The sequence below is a fragment of the Saccharopolyspora antibiotica genome (genome assembly GCF_047200635.1).
In the GTDB taxonomy this organism is placed as follows: domain Bacteria; phylum Actinomycetota; class Actinomycetes; order Mycobacteriales; family Pseudonocardiaceae; genus Saccharopolyspora_C.
In genome coordinates this window covers 113,513-132,909 of sequence record NZ_JBJZOI010000020.1, presented here as the reverse complement: position 1 = coordinate 132,909, position 19,397 = coordinate 113,513, and the positions used below count along the sequence as shown (strand labels likewise).

Sequence of the window (19,397 nt, the reverse complement as noted above, 5' to 3'; positions counted from 1 at the left end):
CCCAGCCGCGGCATCCGCCGCGCGACCCCGCACGGCCCTCACTACGGAGTCAGATGAGCACGTCCACGAGACCGGACGCCCCCACACCGGACGACACCGGTCCCCATCCGGCCGATCCCGGCGCACCGGATCCGGTGCCCCCGGCGGTCGCCCTCAGCGGCATCACCAAGTCCTTCCCCGGAGTCGTGGCGAACTCCGACGTCAACCTCACCGTCCGCGCGGGCGAGGTGCACGCGCTGTGCGGTGAGAACGGGGCGGGCAAGTCCACCCTGATGAAGATCCTCTACGGGATGCAGTCGCCGGACGCGGGAACCATCGAGCTCGGCGGGGAGCAGGTGCGGTTGCGCACCCCCGCCGACGCCATCCGGCACGGCGTGGGCATGGTGCACCAGCACTTCATGCTGGCCGACAACCTCACCGTGCTGGAGAACGTCGTGCTCGGCGCCGAGCGCGAGCACGGCATCGGCGCGAAGGCGCGGCGGCGGATCGCGGAGCTGGCCGAGCAGGCCGGGTTCCGGCTGCGGCCCGACGAGCTGGTCGAGCGGCTGGGCGTGGCCGACCGGCAGCGGGTGGAGATCCTCAAGGTGCTCTACCGGGGCGCGAAGATCATCATCCTGGACGAGCCGACCGCGGTGCTGGTGCCGCAGGAGGTCGAGGAGCTGTTCACCACGCTGCGCGCCATGCGCGAGCAGGGCTTCACCTTCCTGTTCATCTCGCACAAGCTCGACGAGGTCCGCGCCATCGCCGACACGGCCACCGTGCTCCGGCGCGGCACCACGGTCGGCACCACGGACGTCGCCGGGATCACCTCCCGGGAGCTCGCGGAGATGATGGTCGGCAGCGCGCTGCCGACCCCCGAGACCGGCGAGTCCACCGTCACCGACCGCCCGGTGCTCACCGTCACCGGCCTGTCCGCGAGCGAGGGCGGCAGGCGGCTGCTCGGCGGCATCGACCTGACCGTGCGGGCGGGCGAGGTCGTCGGCATCGCCGGGGTCGAGGGCAACGGGCAGACGGAGCTGGTCGAGGCCGTGCTCGGCCTGCGCCCGATCGACTCCGGCGAGGTCCGGCTCGGTGACCGGGACCTCACCCGGATGTCCACGCTGGACAGACGTGCGGCGGGCATCGGCTACGTGCCCGAGGACCGGCACCGGCACGGGCTGCTGCTGGACGAATCCCTGTGGTTCAACCGGATCCTCGGCCACCAGACGCGCCGCCCGGTGGTCCGCGGCCCCTGGCTGGACCGGGCCGGGGCGCGCGCCGACACCGAGCGCATCATCGCCGAGTTCGACGTCCGGACCCCTGGTCCCGACGTCGACGCGGTCGCGCTCTCCGGCGGCAACCAGCAGAAGCTGGTGGTGGGCCGGGAGCTGTCCGGCGATCCGGTGCTGCTCATCGCGGCGCACCCCACCCGGGGCGTCGACGTGGGAGCCCAGGCCGGGATCTGGGAGCACCTGCGCACCGCCCGGGCGAACGGGCTGGCGGTGCTGCTCGTCTCAGCCGACCTCGACGAGCTGATCGGCTTGTCGGACACCATCGGAGTCCTGTTCCGGGGAGAGCTGGTCGCGTCCGCCGACCCGCGCACCGTCACGCCCGAGGAGCTCGGCGCGGCGATGACCGGAGCCGCGAGGAGTGAGATCTGATGCGCGATTGGCGAGCGACCCTGCTGCCACCGCTGCTGGCCCTGGGGTTCTCCGCGGTGCTGTGCAGCCTGGTGCTGCTGGCCTCGGGGGCGAACCCGCTCAGCGTGCTGGGGGAGATGATCGCGCAGGTCGGCCGCGGCAGGACCGCCGTCGACATCCTCAACACCGCGGGCGCTTACTACCTGGTGGCGCTGGCCGCGGCGATCGGGTTCCAGATGAACCTGCTCAACATCGGCGTCGAGGGCCAGTACCGGCTCGCGGCCTGCGTGGCGGCCATCGTCGGCGGCTCGCTGAGCCTGCCGTTCGGGCTGCACGCCCTCGTGGTGATCCTGGTCGGCGCGCTCACCGGCGCCGTCTGGTGCGGCATCGCCGCGCTGCTGAAGGTCTACCGGGGCGTGTCCGAGGTGATCTCGACGATCATGCTCAACGTGCTGGCGGGCGGGGTGATCGCGTTCCTCGTCAAGCAGTTCGGCGAGCTGCGCGGCAACACCCAGGGCACCGCGCTGATCCCGGAATCCGGTTGGGTGCCGGGCATCGGGTTCGGCTCGGCGGGCACCGTGTTCGGCCTGGTGCTGCTGGCCGCCGCCGTCGGCGTCGGGTACTGGCTGCTGCTGGACCGCACCCGCTACGGGTTCGAGCTGCGCGCCTCCGGGCTGTCGCCGACGGCGGCGCTGGCGGGCGGGGTGAGCTCGAAGAAGATGGTGCTCACCGCGATGCTGCTGTCCGGCGCGGTCGCCGGGCTCGCCGGGCTGCCGGAGATCCTCGGGCGCGACCACACGTTCACCATCACCTTCCCGGCCGGGTACGGCTTCGCGGGGCTGGCCATCGCGCTGCTCGGCCGCAACCACCCGCTCGGCGTGGCGTTCGGTGCGCTGCTGTGGTCGTTCCTGGACAAGAGTTCGCTGACGCTGGACAACATCGGTGTGCCGAAGGAGATCGTGATCATCGTGCAGGGCACGATCGTGCTGTCGGTCGTCGTCGCCTACGAGCTCGTCCGGCGCTACCAGCTCGACGCCGAGCAGCGCCGCGTCGGCCGGGCGCTCGCGGGAGGTGCCGCATGACCGCCACTCTGACTCCCGAAGTCGCCCCGGTCCGCCGACGGCGGGAACTGCCCGGATGGGGACGCGCGCTGCTGTGGGTGGCGGTCGCCGTCGTCGCGGTGTCGTTCACCTCGTACCAGACCGGGCTGCCGGAGCTCACCGGCTCGGGCACCGTGCAGTCGGCGGTGCGGCTGGGCATCCCGATCCTGCTCGCCGGGCTGGGCGGCCTGTGGGCCGAGCGCGCCGGTGTGATCAACATCGGGCTCGAGGGGATGATGATCCTCGGCACCTGGGGCGGAGCCTGGGCCGGGTACCAGTGGGGCCCGGAGGCCGGGCTCGTCGCGGCGGCCGCGTTCGGCGCGCTCGGCGGGCTCGTGCACGCCGTGGCGACGGTGAGCTTCGGCGTGAACCACATCGTCTCCGGCGTCGCGATCAACCTGCTCGGGCTGGGCGTGACGCAGTACCTGGCGAACCTGGTCTTCGAGCCGCTCTCGCAGAACCCGCGGGAATCGCCGCCGGTGCCCAAGTTCGACACCTACTCCGCGCAGCCGCTCGGGGAGTGGCTCGGCGAGCTGGAGGCGATGCAGCGGGTCGGGATCTCCGACGCGGCGGGCATCATCGGCGGGCTGGTGACCGGGGTGTCGCCGCTGACCATGCTGGCCTACCTGCTGGTGCCGGTGAGCTACCTGGTGCTGTGGCGCTCGCCGTTCGGGCTGCGCCTGCGGTCCTGCGGGGAGAACCCGGTCGCCGCGGAGTCGCTCGGCGTGTCGGTCTACCGGTACAAGTACCTCGCCGTGATCATCTCGGGTGCGCTGGCCGGGCTCGGCGGGGCGGCGCTGATCCTGAACCCGGGCCAGGCGGGCTACCTGGAGAACCAGACCAACAACCGGGGCTACATCGGGCTCGCCGCGATGATCTTCGGTAACTGGCGGCCGGGCGGCCTGCTCGGCGGGGCCGCGCTGTTCGGCTACTCCGACGGACTCCAGCTGCGCAGCGGCGAGACCACGGTGCACGCGCTGTTCTACGCGGCGGCGCTGGTGCTGCTCGCGGTCGCGGCGTTGCAGGTGTGGCGGCGCCGGTGGCTCGGCGCGGGCCTGGCAGCGGTGAGCTCGGGGGCCCTGTACTCGGTGTACTGGTTCACCGACGAGCTGCCCGAGGAGCTCACCGCCTACACCCCGCACCTGGTCACGCTGGTGGTGCTGGCCGCGGCGGCGCAGCGGTTGCGACCACCCGCCGCGAACGGCCTGCAGTACCGGCGGGGCGCGGACTGATTCCGGCTCCCGGTGCCGTCACCGGCGGCACCGGGAGCCTTCCTGCTCGGCCCCTCGCGGGCCCGGATCCGGGAGAGAGAGCGGATGGACACGATCGACTGGGAGGCGCTGCGCGCGGCGGCCGTCGAGGTCGCGGCGAAGGCGTACTGCCCCTACTCGAAGCTCCAGGTGGGCGCGGCGGCGATCTGCGACGACGGCAGGGTGGTCGTCGGCTGCAACGTGGAGAACGGCTCGTACGGGCTGACGCTGTGCGCCGAGTGCACGATGGCCGGCCAGCTGCGGCTCACCGGCGGCGGCCGGTTCGTCGCCGTGGCCTGCCGCAGCGGGGCGGGCGAGCTGCTCATGCCCTGCGGGCGCTGCCGCCAGCTGCTGCAGGAGCTCGGCGGCCCGGACTGCCTCGTGGACACCCCGCGCGGCGTCCTTCCGATGCGCCAGGTCCTCCCCGACGCCTTCGAGCTCTGACCCCGCGCGGGGTGCGCGATTTCTCGAGAAATCGCGCACCCCGGGGCGTTGTCGCTGGTCAGGTGTTGCGGGGGTGGTGCGAGCAGCCGGGCGCGGGGAGATTTCGCGCGAAATCTCCCGGGTTCGGTGCCGGGCGGGGCCGCCGCGGGTGATCTCATCGGGGGAGCGTCCGGCACGGGGCCGGGGCGGTGAGGAGAAACGGCTGATGGCGCACTCGGTGATCGACGTGATCCGCGCGAAGCGGGACGGCGGCCGGCTCGACGACGAGCAGATCGACTGGGTGGTGGACGCCTACACCCGGGGCGAGGTCGCCGATGAGCAGATGTCCGCGCTGGCCATGGCCATCCTGCTGCGGGGCATGGATCGCGCCGAGATCGCCCGCTGGACCGCCGCGATGATCGGCTCCGGGGAGCGGCTGGACCTGGCGGGCGTGCCGCGCCCCACGGTGGACAAGCACTCCACCGGAGGCGTCGGTGACAAGATCACGCTGCCGCTCACCCCGCTCGTCGCGGCCTGCGGCGCCGCGGTGCCGCAGCTGTCCGGGCGCGGGCTCGGTCACACCGGCGGCACGCTGGACAAGCTGGAGTCCATCCCCGGCTGGCGCGCCCGCCTCTCGGCGGCGGAGATCCGCGCCCAGCTCACCGAGGTCGGCGCCGTGGTGTGCGCGGCCACCGACGGCCTCGCCCCGGCCGACCGCAAGCTGTACGCGCTGCGCGACGTCACCGGCACCGTCGAGTCCATCCCGCTGATCGCCAGCTCCATCATGAGCAAGAAGATCGCCGAGGGCGCGCAGTCGCTGGTCCTCGACGTCAAGTGCGGTTCCGGCGCGTTCATGAAGGACCAGGACCAGGCCCGCGCGCTGGCGGCCGAGCTGGTCTCGATCGGCGACGCGCACGGCGTGCGCACCAGCGCGCTGCTCACCGGCATGTCGGTCCCGCTCGGCGTCGCGGTGGGCAACGCGCTGGAGGTCGCCGAGTCCGCGGAGGTGCTCCAGGGCGGCGGGCCCGCCGACGTCGTGGAGCTCACCCTGGCCCTGGCGCGGGAGATGCTGGCGGGCGCCGGACTGTCCGATGTGGATCCTGCCGAGGTGCTGGCCTCCGGTCGGGCCTTCGACACCTGGCGCGCGATGATCTCCGCCCAGGGCGGGGACCCGGACGCGCGGCTGCCGCGCGCCGCGCACGTGGAGACCTTCACCGCGCCCGCGAGCGGCGTGCTCACCGGTCTCGACGCCTACGCCGTCGGGTTGGCCGCGTGGCGCCTGGGCGCGGGCCGGGCCCGCAAGGAGGACGACGTGCAGCACGCCGCGGGCATCCGCTGCCTCGCCAAGCCCGGCGACCCCGTGACCGAGGGCGCTCCGCTGCTGGAGCTGCACACCGACACCCCGGAGAAGCTGCCCGGGGCGCGCGAAGCGCTCGCCGATGCCGTCACCGTCGGCACCGCGCACACCCCCGCTCCGCTGGTGCTCGACACCATCCGGCCGTGAGCCGATTCGGGAACGGGCGGTCCGCTCCGGCGGCCCGCGCATTCCCGAAAATCGCCTCCACCTGGACTTTCGCCGACAATCGCGCGAACCGCTGTTGATCACCGGCTAATAATGGTGAATTCGCGCGGGTGGGATTTCCGGGCGAACGGGTTCGGGAGGTGCTTGCCGGGGCAATCCGAAAAGCGACGGGGCCGCGATTCCCGGGGAGGAATCGCGGCCCCGTTCGGTGCTGCGGGATCAGGCGCTCTCGGCGGTGTAACCCTCGTCGGAGGAGTCGTCGGAGCCCAGCGCCTTCGCGTCGCCGTCGCGCTTGGCGCTCTTCGAGCGCCCGCGGCCGCGCTGCTGGCGGGGCAGCGTGGTGGGCGGCGGCGGGGTGGACGGGCCGCTGCCGCCGAGGATCAGCTCGGCGAAGGTGGCCATGGCCTCGTCCAGCTGGCCCGCGTGGCGCCGCTCGGTCTCCTCGTTGGCCTGGCGCACCATCGAGTCCACCGCCTCGGAGTCCGGCCGCGAGGCGAGGGTGCCGCTGATCTGCGACAGGTTCTGCGCCAGCGTGCCGCCCAGCTCGCCGAGCCCGGACTTGACGCCCTCCTCGACCGCCTCCAGCCGGGTGCCGACGCCCTGCTCGACCGCCTCGATGCGGGTGTGGACGTTGTCCTCGACGTTGTCCAGCCGACCCGAGACGCGGTCCAGCCGCTCGGTGAGCTGTTCGAGGCGCTGCGCGAGCTTGTCCAGCTTCTCCGTCGGGTCCACCGCGGGGCGCTGGGCGAGCGCGTCGATGCCGCTCTGCAGCTGGTCGCGGCCGCCGGTGACGGCCTCGCTGAGGGCGCTCTGCACGCCGCTGCCGGTCTCGGTGACCGCGCGCTGCAGGGTCTCGCGGGTGCCGTCGAGGTGCTCGTGCACGCCCTCGTCGATCTCCGCGAACCGGCCGCGCAGGCTGGTCTCCAGGCCGTCGATGCGCTCCCGGACCGGGCCGGTGACCGAGGCGGGCAGGCCCTCCAGTCGGGAGTCCTGCTTGTCCAGGTGGCCGCCGAGCTCGTCGAGGCGCTTGTGGATGTGCGCGAGCTTGTCCTCCAGCCCGTCCATCCGGCCCGCGACGCCGTCGAAGCGGCCGGAGACGCCGTCGAGGCGGCCGTCGAGCTGGGCGAAGGGCTTGGCGAGCTTGTCGAACAGGCCGTCCACCGCGGCCTTGACGTCGCCGATCACGCCGTCCTGGGCGTCGATCTTGGACAGGGCCTCGTCGACGCGCTCGGTCAGCACGCCGAGCTCGGTGCGGTCGGGCAGTTCGGACAACCGCTTGCGGACCGAACCCAGCGACTCCAGCGGGGACATCCGGGCGTGGATCTCGTCGAGCGCGTCGAAGATCTGCTGCTGCTCGCTCTCGCGGATTTCGGCCGCACGCGTGAGCATGTTCCGCATGCGGTCGAAGGACATGTTCTCGTTCACGGCTCGGACGTCCTTCGTCGAGGGGCACTGGGGGAGGACTCCAGGAGCGTAGCTAGTCGAATCCCGCGTTCCCAGCCACCCCCGGACACATTGAGTTAGCGCTGCGTGAAGCATGAGTCCGAACGGACGTCGAGTATTGAGCCGTTCAGTCCAAGGTTTCTGTATGTCAATGGGTTGCAGTGGTTGCGCTTAGGCTGTCCGAGTGACTTCCGCGGCAACGTGCATTCGGGTGTTTTCCGGGTTCCGCCACGGGCGCCGGGTGATCGCGGCCGGGTTGTAACGTGGGGCCATGTCAACACCGGTGAGCTTGGACACCATCCGACTGGCCCCGAAGGTCCTCCTGCACGACCACCTCGACGGAGGTCTGCGCCCGCGAACCGTGGTCGAACTGGCCGCTGCCGCCGGTTACGAGGGTCTCCCGCACGAGGACGCCGAAGCGCTCGGCGCGTGGTTCCGGGAGTCGGCCGATTCCGGTTCGTTGGAGCGCTACCTGGAGACCTTCGCGCACACCGTCGCGGTGATGCAGACCCCCGATGCGCTGCGCCGGGTGTCCGCCGAATGCGCCGAGGACCTGGCCGCCGATGGGGTGGTCTACGCGGAGGTCCGCTACGCGCCGGAGTTGTTCCAGGAAGGCGGCCTGACCCTCGACGAGATCGTGGAGGCCGTGCAGGAGGGCTTCCGGGAGGGAGAGCGCCGCGCCGAGTCCCAGGGCAAGCTCATCCGGATCGGCACCCTGCTGTGCGCGATGCGGCAGAACGCGCGCTCGGCGGAGATCGCGGAGCTCGCGGTGCGCTACCGCGACGCCGAGGTGGTGGGGTTCGACATCGCGGGCCCGGAGGCCGGGTTCCCGCCCACCCGCAACCTGGACGCCTTCGAGTACCTGCGCCAGCAGAACGCGCACTTCACCATCCACGCGGGCGAGGCCTTCGGGTTGCCGTCGATCTGGGAGGCCATCCAGCACTGCGGCGCCGAGCGGCTCGGGCACGGGGTGCGGATCGTCGACGACATCAAGGTCGACGAGGACGGCGAGGTGCACCTGGGACGGCTCGCGTCCTACGTGCGGGACCGGCGGATCCCGCTGGAGATGTGCCCGTCGTCGAACCTGCAAACCGGGGCGGCGGCCTCGCTGGCCGAGCACCCGATCGGGCTGCTGAGCAGGCTGCGCTTCCGCGTCACGGTGAACACGGACAACCGGTTGATGAGCCACTGCACGATGTCCGGCGAGTTCGCCGCGCTGCACGAGACCTTCGGCTACGGCTGGGCGGACATGCAGTGGTTCACGGTGAACGCGATGAAGTCCTCGTTCCTCGGCTTCGACGACCGGCTCGCGATCATCAACGACGTCATCAAGCCGGGCTACGCGACCCTGATGGGCTGACCGGCCCACCGAGCACGACGCGGCCCCTCCCCCGGGATCGGGAGAGGGGCCGCGTCGCGTGCGGTCAGTGCTTGCGCAGGCGCTGGTCCTCGAACTGGGCGACCAGGCCGCGCCAGGTCTCGACCTCGGCGTCGAACGGTGCGCTCGGGGGGAGCCGGTTCGGGTCGGGGCGCAGCACGAACGACACCAGCCAGCCCAGCCGCTCGGACGGCTGGAGCGCTTCGTCCGCGGTCTTGTCGTCGGCCCAGGCGGCCGCGTCCAGCAGCAGCTCCTCCGCCAGGTCCAGCTGGTTCGGGTCCACTTCGGACGGTCCGGCGGCGAGGTCGTCGTCCAGGCCGGTGAAGACGTAGCTGTTGTCCGGGTCGACGTCGATCTCCAGCTCGCCCGCGGTCGCCCGCTGCGTCACCTCCGGCCAGGTCGCCACCCGCGCCAGATCGTTGTCCGCCAGCTCCTCGTCCTCGGCGAGGAAGCGGGCCAGCGCCCGCGCCGAGGGGAACACGTCGATCCGCCCGGCGGAGCCGAGGAAGACCGGGTCGTCGTCGAGGTAGCAGCGCAGCGAGTAGAACTCGCCCGCGGAGGTGGTGATGCGGATCGGGTCGATGCCGATCTCGCCCCAGAAGCCCGGCTCCGCGTCGTCGTCCACCGGGTCCACATCGGTCTCGGAGCCGGAGTCGGAGCGGTCGATCTCCTCGTGCTCCATCGCCTCGGCGAGCTCGGTCTCCGCGGTCGCCACCGCGTCCGCCGGCACCTCCGGGGTGGCCACGACCGCGTCGAGCGCGTCGAGCAGCTCGTCCCAGCGGTCGGCGACGACGGCGCACAGCTCGGCCCAGCGCTTCTGGCCGTCCTTGCCGCTGAAGACCAGGGTCCCCTGGTCCAGCAGGCTGAACCCGTCGGCGGCGTCGAGCACGTCGTGCACCACGTCCAGCTCGCAGACGTCCGCCAGCGAGCGGGCGATCTCCACGATGTCGTGCAGCTCGTTGATCGCCCAGACGTCCGGGGGCTCGGCCACCAGCTCCGGGACGCCGACGAGGTCGAACTGGTGGTCCTCGTCCGGGTTCAGCTCGACCGCGGAGAGAGCGGGCACCACGTGCCAGGCCGGGTGGTCGTCGAGGTCGTGCTCCCGGGCGGTGCGCACGAACGCCGCGAGCCGCGCCGCGTCGGGGAAGCCGTAGAGGTCGTCCTCGTGACCGAGGAACGCCTCCCACTCCTCGCCGTCCTCGCGCCAGCGCGGTGCCCACAAGGTGACCACATCGCCTTGCGGCAGCCCCAGTTCGATGGGGACGATGTCCTGCGCCATCTTCCTACCTCCGGTGGCCGAACCGACGTCCGCGAAGCCTACGGGTTGCCCGACTCGCGCTCGGCGTCCGGTCGGGGCTGCCCACCGTATCGATCGCGTCGAGTCCGCTCGCAACCGATCCTGGCCCCGGGTGTCGTCCGAGGTGAGTCGGCCGCGCGCTCCCGGTTGGCGGTACCCGCGCCACGCGGGCCCGTCGATCATGATGCGAATGGATGTCACGGAGCTGTGGACGAAAATCGTGCTGTGGTTGGACGAGCACGCACCGGTGACCGCAGCGGCCCTGATCCCGCCCTCGACCCCGCCGGATTTCGCGGAGCTGGAAGCGGAGTTCGAGATCCGGCTGCCCGGGGAGCTGCGGGAGTGGTGGACCGCCTGCGGCGGCACCGACGGTGACGTCCTCGCCGATGCGCTGCCGCCCTTCTACACGCCCTACGGCGCGAAGCGGGCGCGGGAGGTGTGGTGCGGGCAGCGCAAGACGTGGGCGTCGCAGTGGGAGCGGCCCGCCTGCGACTACTACGCGGGTTCGCCCGGGTCGAGCTACCACCCGGCGTGGATCCCGATCGCCGGGGACGGGTTCGCCGACGAGCTGGTGGTGGACCTCCGGCCGGGACCGAAGCGCGGGTGCGTGCTGGAGTGGGAGCAGGAGGCCGGGCAGGTGCAGCGCCCGGAGTGGCTGAGCATCTCGGCGATGCTCTCGGACGTGCACCGCTCGCTGACCGAGGGCGCTCCCGCCGGGCACAGCCACCCCACGGTCACCGAGGACGGCCGCCTGGACTGGCAGATCCGCTGATCGAAGTCGCGGGGGCCGGCCCGTTCGAGGGGTGGGCGGCGGAATCCCGGCTGCTTCCTCGCGGGACCCGTTCCCGGCGCGTGCCGACGCGCGGCGGAACGGTCGCTCTCGCGAGGAAGCAGCCGGGAACCCGCGGCGCTGGGTCGCGCTGACCGGATCGGAAGATCACGAACCGCGCCGGGTCCGCGCGCCGATCGGGCGCGCGGACCACCGGTTCAGGTGCCGATCGGGTGCCAGACGGTCTTGAGCTCGGTGCAGGCGCGGAGGCGCTCCAGGCCGGGGGCGGCGGTCCAGTCGGGTTCGCCGCGCGGGGCGCGCAGCACCCGGGTCACCGTGCCCGCGGCCGCCCGTTCCAGCTCCGGGCGCAGTTCCGGATCCGCGCCGGTGAGGTCGAGGGCGTTGACGTCGGCGTGCGAGGCCAGCCACGGGCCGAGCTCGGCCGCCAGCCCGGTGAGCAGGTTCGCCGCCCCGGCGGGCACGTCCGAGGTGGCCAGCACCTCCGCGAGCGCGACCGCGGGCAGCGGCCGCTCGGCACTGGTGATCACGACCGCGGTGCAGCCCGTCGCCAGCACCGGGGCGAGCACGCTCACCAGACCCAGCAACGAGGACTCCTGCGGCGCGAGGACCCCGACGACGCCGGTCGGCTCGGGCACGCTGAACGAGAAGTACGGTCCCGCCACGGGATTCGCCCCGCCGAGCACGGTGCTGATCTTGTCCGTCCAGCCCGCGAACCACACCACCCGGTCGATCGAGGCGTCCACCGCGCGCCCGGCCGCGTCCGCGCCGATGCCCTCGGCGGCCGCGACCTCGGCGGCGAACTGGGCGCGGCGGCCCTCCAGCACCTCGGCGATGCGGAACAGCACCTGGCCCCGGTTGTAGGCGGTGGCGCCGGCCCAGCCGGGGAAGGCCTTGCGGGCGGCGGCGACCGCGTCCCGGACGTCCTTGCGGGAGGCCAGCGCCGCGTTCGCCAGCAGCGCGCCGTCCGCGCCGCGCACCGGGTACACCCGGCCGGACTCCGAGCGCGGGAACGCGCCGCCGAGGTAGAGCTTGCAGGTCTTGGCCACCGCGAGCCGCGAGGTCTCGCCCGGGGCGCTGTGCTCAGACGTCAAGGTATGCCTCCAGACCGGCGCGGCCGCCCTCGCGGCCGAACCCGGACTCCTGGTAGCCGCCGAACGGCGCGGTCGGGTCGAAGCGGTTGAACGTGTTGGACCACACGACCCCGGCGCGCAGCCGCTGGGCCGCCCACAGGGCGCGCGAACCCTTCTCCGTCCACACCCCGGCGGACAGGCCGTAGGGGGTGTTGTTCGCCTTGGCGATCGCCTCGTCCGGGGTGCGGAAGGTCAGCACCGACAGCACCGGGCCGAAGATCTCCTCCCGGGCGATCCGCATCGACTGGTGGACCTCCGCGAACACGGTGGGCGCGAAGAAGAACCCGCGCTCCGGCAGCGGGCAGGGGCTGCTCCAGCGGGTCGCGCCCTCCGCCTCCCCGGCCGCGACGAGCTCGGAGACGCGGGCCAGCTGCTCGGCGGAGTTGATCGCGCCGACGTCGGTGTTCTTGTCCAGCGGGTCGCCGACCCGCAACGTCCCGACCCGGGCGCGCAGCTTGGCGAGGAACTCCTCGGCCACCGATTCCTGCACCAGCAGCCGGGATCCGGCGCAGCACACCTGGCCCTGGTTGAAGAAGATGCCGTTCACGACGCCCTCGACGGCCTGGTCCAGCGGGGCGTCGTCGAAGACGAGGTTCGCGGCCTTGCCGCCGAGCTCCAGGGTCAGCTTCCGCCCGGTCCCGGCCAGCGTCCGCTGGATCTCCTTGCCCACGGCGGTGGACCCGGTGAACGCGACCTTGTCGACGCCCGGATGCGCGGCCAGCCGCGCGCCCACGTCCCCGGCGCCGGGCAGCACGTTCACCACGCCCGGCGGCAGCCCGGCCTCCTGGCACAGCTCGCCGAACACCAGCGCGCTCAGCGGCGTGGTCTCGGCGGGCTTGAGCACCACGGTGTTGCCGCAGGCCAGCGCCGGGGCGATCTTCCAGGCCAGCATGAGCAGCGGGAAGTTCCACGGGATGATCCCCGCCGCCACGCCCAGCGGCCGCGGGTCCGGGCCGTGGCCCGCGTGGCCGAGCTTGTCGGCCCAGCCCGCGTGGTGGAAGAAGTGCGCCGCGGCCGTCGGGACGTCGGTGTCCCGGGACTCCTTGATGGGCTTGCCGTTGTCCAGCGTCTCCAGCACCGCGAGCTCGCGGCCGCGCTCCTGGATGAGCCGGGCGATGCGGAACAGGTACTTCGCCCGCTCGGCGCCGGGCATCGGTCCCCAGCTGCGCTCGAAGGCGAGCCGTGCCGCCCGCACCGCGCCATCCACATCGGACTCGGCTGCGGTGGCGACCTCGGCCAGCGGATCCCCGGTGGCCGGGTTGATCGTGATCAGCGGGGCGCCGGAGCCGTCGGCGAACTCGCCGTCGACGAACATCCGGTACCGCTCGCGCAGGTTCGCCACGGCCGCCGATTCCGGCGCGGGCGCGTACTCCCAGGGGCTCATGCGTCCACCGCCACGTAGTCCGCGGCCGAGTAGTGGCCGGTGCGTTGCGTCCGCCGTTGCATCAACAGGTCTCCCAGCAGGCTCGACGCGCCGAAGCGGAACAGTTCCGGGGTCAGCCACTCCGGCCCGGCGACCTCGTGCACCGCGACCAGGTAGCGCATGGCGTCCTTGGTGGTCCGGATGCCGCCCGCCGGCTTCACCCCGCGCAGCTGCCCGGTGCGGTCCCGCCAGTCCCGGACCGCCTGCAGCATCAACGTCGTCACCGGCAGCGTGGCCGCCGGGGCCACCTTGCCGGTCGAGGTCTTGATGAAGTCGCCGCCCGCCAGCAGCGCCAGCCAGCTCGCGCGGCGCACGTTGTCGTACGTCGCCAGCTCGCCGGTCTCCAGGATGACCTTGAGGTGCGCGGAGCCGCAGGCCGCCTTCACGGCGCGGATCTCCTCGAACACCTCGCCGTAACGGCCCGCCAGGAACGCCCCCCGGTCGATGACCATGTCCACCTCGGAAGCCCCGGCGGCGACCGCGAGCTCCACGTCGGCGAGCTTGACCTGCCGGGAGGAGCGGCCGGAGGGGAACGCCGTCGCGACCGAGGCCACGCCGACTCCCGAGCCGCGCAGGGCCTCGACGGCCGCGGCCGCCAGGTCCGGGTACACGCAGACCGCGGCGACCGGGGGCACGTCCGGGTACTCGGCGTCCGGGCGGCGGGCCTTCGCCGCCAGCGCGCGCACCTTGCCCTCGGTGTCGGCGCCCTCCAGCGTGGTGAGGTCCACCATCCCGATCGCGGTGTCGATCGCCCAGGCCTTCGCGTCCTTCTTGATGCTGCGGGTCCCGAGCCCGGCGGCCCGCTGCTCCAGCCCGACCTGGTCCACGCCCGGCAGTCCGCGCAGGAAGCGGCGCAGCGAGTGCTCGTCCCGGGTGGCCTCGGCGAGTTCCGGTGGCGGCTCGCCCGCGGGCGCCGGCAGTGGTTCGACCATGCCGCGCAGTCTAGGTCAGCCGCGGGCGCCGCCGAAGCTCTCCGGAGACCACCCGGACGAGTGAGGGAGGGCCGTTGCTCACCGGGTAGCCGGGAGGCGGCGCGGGGCGCGCCACGGCGTTGCGGAGGTGATCGGCGATGAAGGCAGTGGTCTACCGCGAACCGTTCGAGGTCGAGATCGGTGAGGTCGAGCGGCCCGCGATCCAGCACCCGAACGACGTGATCGTGCGGGTGACGTCCACCGCGATCTGCGGATCGGACCTGCACATGTACGAGGGGCGGACCGCCGCTGAGCCCGGCATCGTCTTCGGCCACGAGAACCTCGGCATCGTCGAGGAGCTGGGGGACGGCGTGCACGGGTTGCGGCGAGGGGACCGCGTGGTGATGCCGTTCAACGTGGCCTGCGGGTTCTGCGCGAACTGCACGGCGGGCAACACGGCGTTCTGCCTGACCGTGAACCCGGGCTTCGCCGGCGGCGCCTACGGCTACGTGTCGATGGGGCCCTACCCCGGTGGGCAGGCCGAGTACCTCCGGGTGCCGTACGCCGACTTCAACTGCCTGGTGCTGCCGCCGGACGGGAGCAAGGAAGCCGACTACGTGCTGCTGGCCGACATCTTCCCCACCGGTTACCACGGCTGCGAGCTCGCGCAGGTGGCTCCGGGGGAGACCTGCGCGGTGTACGGCGCCGGGCCGGTCGGGCTGATGGCCGCCTACTCGGCGCTGCTGCGCGGGGCCTCCCGGGTGTACTCCGTCGACCGCGTCCCCGAGCGGCTGTCGAAGGCGGAGCAGATCGGCGCGATCCCGATCGACTTCAGCGCGGGCGACCCGGTGGAGCAGATCAAGGAGCAGACCGGCGGCGCGGGCACCGACAAGGGCGTGGACGCGGTGGGCTACCAGGCGCACACCGCCGACGCGGCCACCGAGGAGCCCGCCGTGGTGCTCAACTCCCTGATCCGCACCGTGCGTCCCACCGGGCGGCTCGGCGTGCCGGGCTTGTACGTGCCCGCCGACCCCGGGGGGCCGGACGAGAACGCCAAGCAGGGGATGCTGCTGGTGGCGATCGGCACCATGTTCGAGAAGGGGCAGGTCGTCGGGACCGGGCAGTGCAACGTGAAGCGCTACAACCGGCAGCTCCGCGACCTGATCACCGCGGGTCGGGCGGAACCCAGCTTCGTGGTCTCGCACGAGCTCCCGCTGGCCGACGCGCCGGACGCCTACCGCAAGTTCGACCAGCGCGTGGAGGGCTACACCAAGGTCGTGCTGCACCCCTGACCGCCCCGGGGCGACGGGGAGCACACCGGCGCGGCCGGGCGGACCGCGGTACCGGGACCGGCCGTTACTGTGCTCGGTCATGGACGTTCGGGTCGTGGACCACCCGCTGGCGAAGTCGAGGCTGTCGACCATGCGCGATGCGCGCACGGAGAACGCGGCCTTCCGCGCGGCGCTGCAAGAACTCACCCTCATGCTGATCTACGAGGCGACCCGCGACGCCGAGGTCGCCGAGGCGCCCATCCACACCCCGGTCGCGCGCACCACCGGCTACCGGCTGGCCAACCCGCCGCTGCTGGTGCCGGTGCTGCGGGCCGGGCTCGGGATGGCGGACCAGGCGCACCGGCTCATCCCGGAGGCGCAGATGGGCTTCGTCGGGCTCGCCCGCGACGAGGAGACCCTGCAGCCCACGCCGTACCTGGAGTCGCTGCCCGCCGACCTCTCCGGGCTCCCGGTGCTGGTGCTGGATCCGATGCTGGCCACCGGCGGCTCGATGCTGCACACCATCCGGCTGCTCGGCGAGCGCGGCGCCACCGACGTGACCGCGATCTGCACCCTCGCCGCGCCCGAGGGCCTGCGGCACCTGGAGGAGGCCGGGCTGCCGCTGCGCGTCGTCACGGCGAGCGTGGACGAGCGGCTCAACGAGTCCGGCTACATCGTCCCCGGCCTCGGCGACGCCGGGGACCGCGAGTACGGCGCGGTCTAGCCGGGCTCCGCGCCCTGGTCCGGGTGGTATCAGCGCGATACCATCCGGGCATGGCGATGACACTGCGGCTGACCGACGAGGAGAGCGATCGGCTGGCGGAACTCGCGGCCGCCGAGGGGCGCTCCAAGCAGGAGATCGTGCGCGCCGCGCTCGCCGAGCGGTGGGCCAGGCAGCGCAAGGACCAGCAGCTCGGCGACGTGGTGCAGCGGGTGCTGCCGCACTACCGGGGATTGCTGGACAAGCTCGGGTCGGCGTGATCGATCATTGATCGGTGCTCGTCTACCTCGACGCTTCCGATCTGCTGCTGCTCGCGACCGCCGTCACCCGGGGTGACCTGGTGGTGCGGGACAGCGGACTGCTCGACGCGGCGGCCTACCGGCCGCGCGCCGAGGTGCTCGGGGCGCCCGCCTACGAGACGTTGTGGCTGAAGTCGGCCGCCCTGCTGGACTCCCTGGTGCGGACCCGGCCGCTGGTCGAGGGCAACTGGCGGCTCGGCTGGATCGCCGCGGTCGCGATGTGCGACGTCAACGGCTGGTGGATCGAGGCCGACGAGGACGAGGCGCTCGCCCTGGTCCGCGAGGTCGGCCGCGACCAGCGCGAACTCGTCGAGATCGCGGGTTTCCTCGAACGCTCCGCCAAGCCCAAGGCCTGACTCCGCGCCCCGCGGTGTTCCCGCGGTGTTCGCGCCCGAGATCTCGGGTGTTTCGCCCGATTCGTGGCAGGCTGGGGTGGTGGCTCCACGAAGAATCGCCGTCGCGGCAGCCCTGCTCGGGGGTGCGGTCGCGGGGGCCTGCTACCGCAGCGTCCGCACGATCCGCCAGGTCCGCTCGCTGGTCCGGCTGCGCGAACCCCGCCCCAGCGACGTCCCGCCGGCCGCGGTGACGGTCGTCGTCCCGGCCCGCGACGAGGCAGCGGTGCTCGACGCCTGCCTGCGCGGGATCCGCTCCCAGTCCTACGGCGCGCGGGACCCCGCGGCGCTCCGGGTGGTGGTGGTCGACGACGGCTCCACCGACGGCACCGGCGACATCGCCCGCGCGCACGCGGCGGCCGATCCCCGGGTCGCGGTGGTCCGGGTGGAGGGCCCGCCGCCCGGCTGGACCGGCAAGGTGCACGCCATGCACGCGGGCGTCGAGGCCGCCGGCGCGCCCGAGGCGGGGGAGTGGCTGCTGTTCGTCGACGCCGACACCGCGCTCGGCCCCGAGCTGCTGGCGCGGCTGCTGACCACCGCCGAGGAGGTGAGCGCGGACCTCGTCTCCACCCCGGGCGGGCCACCGCCGGAGCGCTCGGCGGCCTGGCCGCTGCTGATGCCGCCGGGGCTCCAGATGATCGGGGAGAACGCCTCGCCGGACGGGCGCGGCGCGAGGGCCTTCGCGATCGGGCACTGCCTCCTGCTGCGCCGCTCGCACTACGACAAGATCGGCGGCTGGAGCGCGCTGGCCGGGCTGCGCAACGAGGACATCGCGATCGCCACCGCGGTCCGCGACCACGGCGGTGTCACCCGCACCGTGGACGGGCTGGACCACCTCGCGACGACGGGGATGGACCCGTTCTCGCAGGGCTGGGCGTCGTTCCGGAAGAGCTTCGTGGCCGGTACCCGGCAGTCGGTGCCGGTGCTGCTCGGCGGCGGCCTCGGGCAGATCGCGCTGTCCCTGGCCGCGCCGGTCGCGGTGCTGGCGGGGGCGCGGAGCGGCCGGGTCCCGCTGGTCGTCCTCGGGGCGGTGGGCTGGGCGGCGCAGGGCGTCGCGCACGTGCACACCGCGCGTGCCATGCGCACCCGGCCCGAGCTGGCGCCGCTGGCGCCGTTCACCGGGGCGCTGTTCGGCGGGGTCCTGATCGACGGGGCGGTCCGGGTGCTGCGCGGCACCGCGTCCTGGAAGGGGCGCCGCGGCGGCTGAGGGCGCTGGTGCACCGGGGTGCGGCGTGCCGCCGCACCCCGGCCTCGTTCAGCGGTCGGTTTCGACGTGGTCCTCGTCCTCGTGCTTGCGGAGGGCGAGCGGCGCACCTGCCAGGTCTTCTTCGTTGCAGAGCAACTTCAGCTCGTAGTACGGAGCGCCCTTGCGGTCGTCGTAATCCAGGTGGACGGCGATGACGTCCACCGGCTCGCCCAACCAGGACTGCGCTTCGCGCAGCCACTTGGCGGACCGTTCCAGCGCGGTCGGCAGATCGTCGTCGCGGAACTCGACCGGCCGGTAGGGCACTCCGTGGACCTGATCCCGCGGGTGCGCGGGCTGCGGCAGGTCGACGGAGACACCGGAGTCGTCGAGTTCGAGTTCGATCGTTTCCTCACTCACCGTGAAAGGGTAACGCGCGGCCGGTGACCTGGTCGAATGTCGGGGCGGCAGGCCTCCGGGCGGCGGCAGGGCAGGCTTCACCGCCGCGCGGGGGCGGCCCGGGTTCCGGCGGGCCCGCGAACGGGAAGGACGCCCCGGACTCGGCACGACAGTTGAGGGAAGGCGGGCTTCGTCCGGGGCGCCCCGGTGGCCGCTCGGGTGCGCGTCCCGCACGGCCTTGATCACCTTAGCGGGTGATTTTCGATCAAGATCAACAGGGGGGTTTCGGCCCTGTTGAGGGAAAAAGCACGCCCCGACCGTCCGGTGGGCGAAGATCGAGCGGGCGACCGGGGGTCGCGCTGCAAGATCGGAGGCGCCTCACTCCGCGAGCACGGCCGCGACCGTGGCGCCGAGCTCCCAGCACGCGGCCAGGCCCGCCGGATCCGGCGTTCCGGACAGGCAGAGCGGTGCGGCGACCTGCTTCCAGGCCAGCCCCGTGGTGATCGTCCCCAGCGCGCGCACCGCGCCCTCGGTCCCCTCGTTGCCGTGCACGTAGCAGCCGAACGGGCGCCCGGCCGTCGAGTCCAGGCACGGGTAGTACACGGTGTCGAAGAAGTGCTTGAGCGCCCCGCTGATGTAACCCAGGTTGGCCGGGGTCCCCAGCAGGTAGCCGTCGGCGGCGAGCACGTCGGCGGCCGTGGCGGCCAGCGCGGCCTTGCGCACCACCTCGACGCCCTCGATCTCGTCGGTGGTCGCCCCCGCCACGACCTGCTCGAACATCGCCTGCATCCCGGGCGACGGCGTGTGGTGGACGATCAGCAATCTCGGCATCACCCGGAGTGTAGG

The 19,397-nt window shown here is 72.9% G+C and carries 19 protein-coding genes; 12 read left to right on the top strand and 7 right to left on the bottom strand.

What is annotated here, in order from left to right; all coding sequences use genetic code 11:
• Positions 1-53: 53 nt before the first annotated feature.
• The 5 genes from ACL03H_RS18025 (at position 54) to ACL03H_RS18005 (ending at position 5,896) form a co-directional block, all read left to right on the top strand.
• Positions 54-1,640: an ABC transporter ATP-binding protein gene (locus ACL03H_RS18025; protein ID WP_412812415.1), complete on the top strand. Its 1,587-nt coding sequence runs from the start codon at positions 54-56 to the stop codon at positions 1,638-1,640.
• Positions 1,640-2,701: an ABC transporter permease gene (locus ACL03H_RS18020; RefSeq protein WP_412812414.1), complete on the top strand. Its 1,062-nt coding sequence runs from the start codon at positions 1,640-1,642 to the stop codon at positions 2,699-2,701. The genes ACL03H_RS18025 and ACL03H_RS18020 overlap by 1 nt, the downstream gene beginning before the upstream one ends.
• Positions 2,698-3,951 carry an ABC transporter permease gene (locus ACL03H_RS18015; protein ID WP_412812413.1) on the top strand — a complete coding sequence of 418 codons (1,254 nt, stop codon included), beginning with the start codon at positions 2,698-2,700 and terminating at the stop codon, positions 3,949-3,951. Before ACL03H_RS18020 ends, ACL03H_RS18015 begins: the two co-directional genes overlap by 4 nt.
• An 84-nt stretch (positions 3,952-4,035) precedes the next feature.
• Complete coding sequence (locus ACL03H_RS18010) at positions 4,036-4,413, top strand: cytidine deaminase (RefSeq protein WP_412812412.1); 378 nt, start codon at positions 4,036-4,038, stop codon at positions 4,411-4,413.
• Positions 4,414-4,618: 205 nt separating this feature from the next.
• Positions 4,619-5,896, top strand: a complete 1,278-nt coding sequence (locus tag ACL03H_RS18005; RefSeq protein ID WP_412812411.1) for a thymidine phosphorylase — start codon at positions 4,619-4,621, stop codon at positions 5,894-5,896.
• 237 nt (positions 5,897-6,133) lie between these two features.
• Here ACL03H_RS18005 and ACL03H_RS18000 read toward each other — a convergent pair whose 3' ends face one another.
• A complete protein-coding gene (locus tag ACL03H_RS18000; protein WP_412812410.1) occupies positions 6,134-7,339 on the bottom strand; it encodes a hypothetical protein in 1,206 nt (401 codons plus the stop codon).
• Between the two features lie 289 nt (positions 7,340-7,628).
• On the opposite strand from ACL03H_RS18000, the gene ACL03H_RS17995 reads away from it, so the two are divergent.
• Positions 7,629-8,717 (top strand): adenosine deaminase, encoded by a 1,089-nt coding sequence (locus ACL03H_RS17995; RefSeq protein WP_412812409.1) that lies wholly within the window; start codon positions 7,629-7,631, stop codon positions 8,715-8,717.
• A 64-nt stretch (positions 8,718-8,781) separates the two neighbouring features.
• Here ACL03H_RS17995 and ACL03H_RS17990 read toward each other — a convergent pair whose 3' ends face one another.
• Positions 8,782-10,014, bottom strand: a complete 1,233-nt coding sequence (locus ACL03H_RS17990) for a primosomal protein (protein ID WP_412812408.1) — start codon at positions 10,012-10,014, stop codon at positions 8,782-8,784.
• Between the two features lie 208 nt (positions 10,015-10,222).
• Here ACL03H_RS17990 and ACL03H_RS17985 point away from each other — a divergent pair, with 208 nt between their 5' ends.
• Entirely contained in the window at positions 10,223-10,804 is a 582-nt protein-coding gene (locus ACL03H_RS17985) for an SMI1/KNR4 family protein (protein WP_412812407.1), read from the top strand.
• A gap of 215 nt (positions 10,805-11,019) precedes the next feature.
• On the opposite strand, the gene ACL03H_RS17980 is transcribed toward ACL03H_RS17985, so the two are convergent.
• From ACL03H_RS17980 to deoC, 3 genes are read right to left on the bottom strand one after another with little or no spacing between them, the layout of a single operon-like run.
• Entirely contained in the window at positions 11,020-11,913 is an 894-nt protein-coding gene (locus tag ACL03H_RS17980) for an aldehyde dehydrogenase family protein (protein WP_412812406.1), read from the bottom strand.
• A complete protein-coding gene (locus ACL03H_RS17975; RefSeq protein ID WP_412812405.1) occupies positions 11,903-13,336 on the bottom strand; it encodes an aldehyde dehydrogenase family protein in 1,434 nt (477 codons plus the stop codon). Before ACL03H_RS17975 ends, ACL03H_RS17980 begins: the two co-directional genes overlap by 11 nt.
• A complete protein-coding gene (gene deoC, locus ACL03H_RS17970; protein WP_412812404.1) occupies positions 13,333-14,307 on the bottom strand; it encodes a deoxyribose-phosphate aldolase in 975 nt (324 codons plus the stop codon). The genes ACL03H_RS17975 and deoC overlap by 4 nt, the downstream gene beginning before the upstream one ends.
• 137 nt (positions 14,308-14,444) lie before the next feature.
• Between deoC and ACL03H_RS17965 the strand changes: the two genes are divergently transcribed.
• From ACL03H_RS17965 to ACL03H_RS17945, 5 genes are all read left to right on the top strand, one after another.
• A complete protein-coding gene (locus ACL03H_RS17965) occupies positions 14,445-15,578 on the top strand; it encodes a glutathione-independent formaldehyde dehydrogenase (protein ID WP_412812403.1) in 1,134 nt (377 codons plus the stop codon).
• Between the two features lie 79 nt (positions 15,579-15,657).
• Positions 15,658-16,281 (top strand): uracil phosphoribosyltransferase, encoded by a 624-nt coding sequence (gene upp, locus ACL03H_RS17960; RefSeq protein WP_412812402.1) that lies wholly within the window; start codon positions 15,658-15,660, stop codon positions 16,279-16,281.
• A 50-nt stretch (positions 16,282-16,331) separates the two neighbouring features.
• Positions 16,332-16,538, top strand: a complete 207-nt coding sequence (locus tag ACL03H_RS17955) for a type II toxin-antitoxin system VapB family antitoxin (protein ID WP_412812401.1) — start codon at positions 16,332-16,334, stop codon at positions 16,536-16,538.
• Between the two features lie 14 nt (positions 16,539-16,552).
• The gene (locus tag ACL03H_RS17950; RefSeq protein ID WP_412812400.1) at positions 16,553-16,933 is read left to right on the top strand and encodes a type II toxin-antitoxin system death-on-curing family toxin; all 381 of its coding nucleotides are present in this window, start codon (positions 16,553-16,555) and stop codon (positions 16,931-16,933) included.
• A gap of 79 nt (positions 16,934-17,012) precedes the next feature.
• On the top strand, positions 17,013-18,176 hold the full coding sequence (locus ACL03H_RS17945; RefSeq protein WP_412812399.1) for a glycosyltransferase family 2 protein: 1,164 nt from the start codon (positions 17,013-17,015) through the stop codon (positions 18,174-18,176).
• Between the two features lie 48 nt (positions 18,177-18,224).
• On the opposite strand, the gene ACL03H_RS17940 is transcribed toward ACL03H_RS17945, so the two are convergent.
• The gene (locus ACL03H_RS17940) at positions 18,225-18,572 is read right to left on the bottom strand and encodes a hypothetical protein (RefSeq protein ID WP_412812398.1); all 348 of its coding nucleotides are present in this window, start codon (positions 18,570-18,572) and stop codon (positions 18,225-18,227) included.
• A gap of 357 nt (positions 18,573-18,929) precedes the next feature.
• Complete coding sequence (locus ACL03H_RS17935; RefSeq protein ID WP_412812397.1) at positions 18,930-19,382, bottom strand: flavodoxin family protein; 453 nt, start codon at positions 19,380-19,382, stop codon at positions 18,930-18,932.
• Between the last annotated feature and the right edge of the window lie 15 nt (positions 19,383-19,397).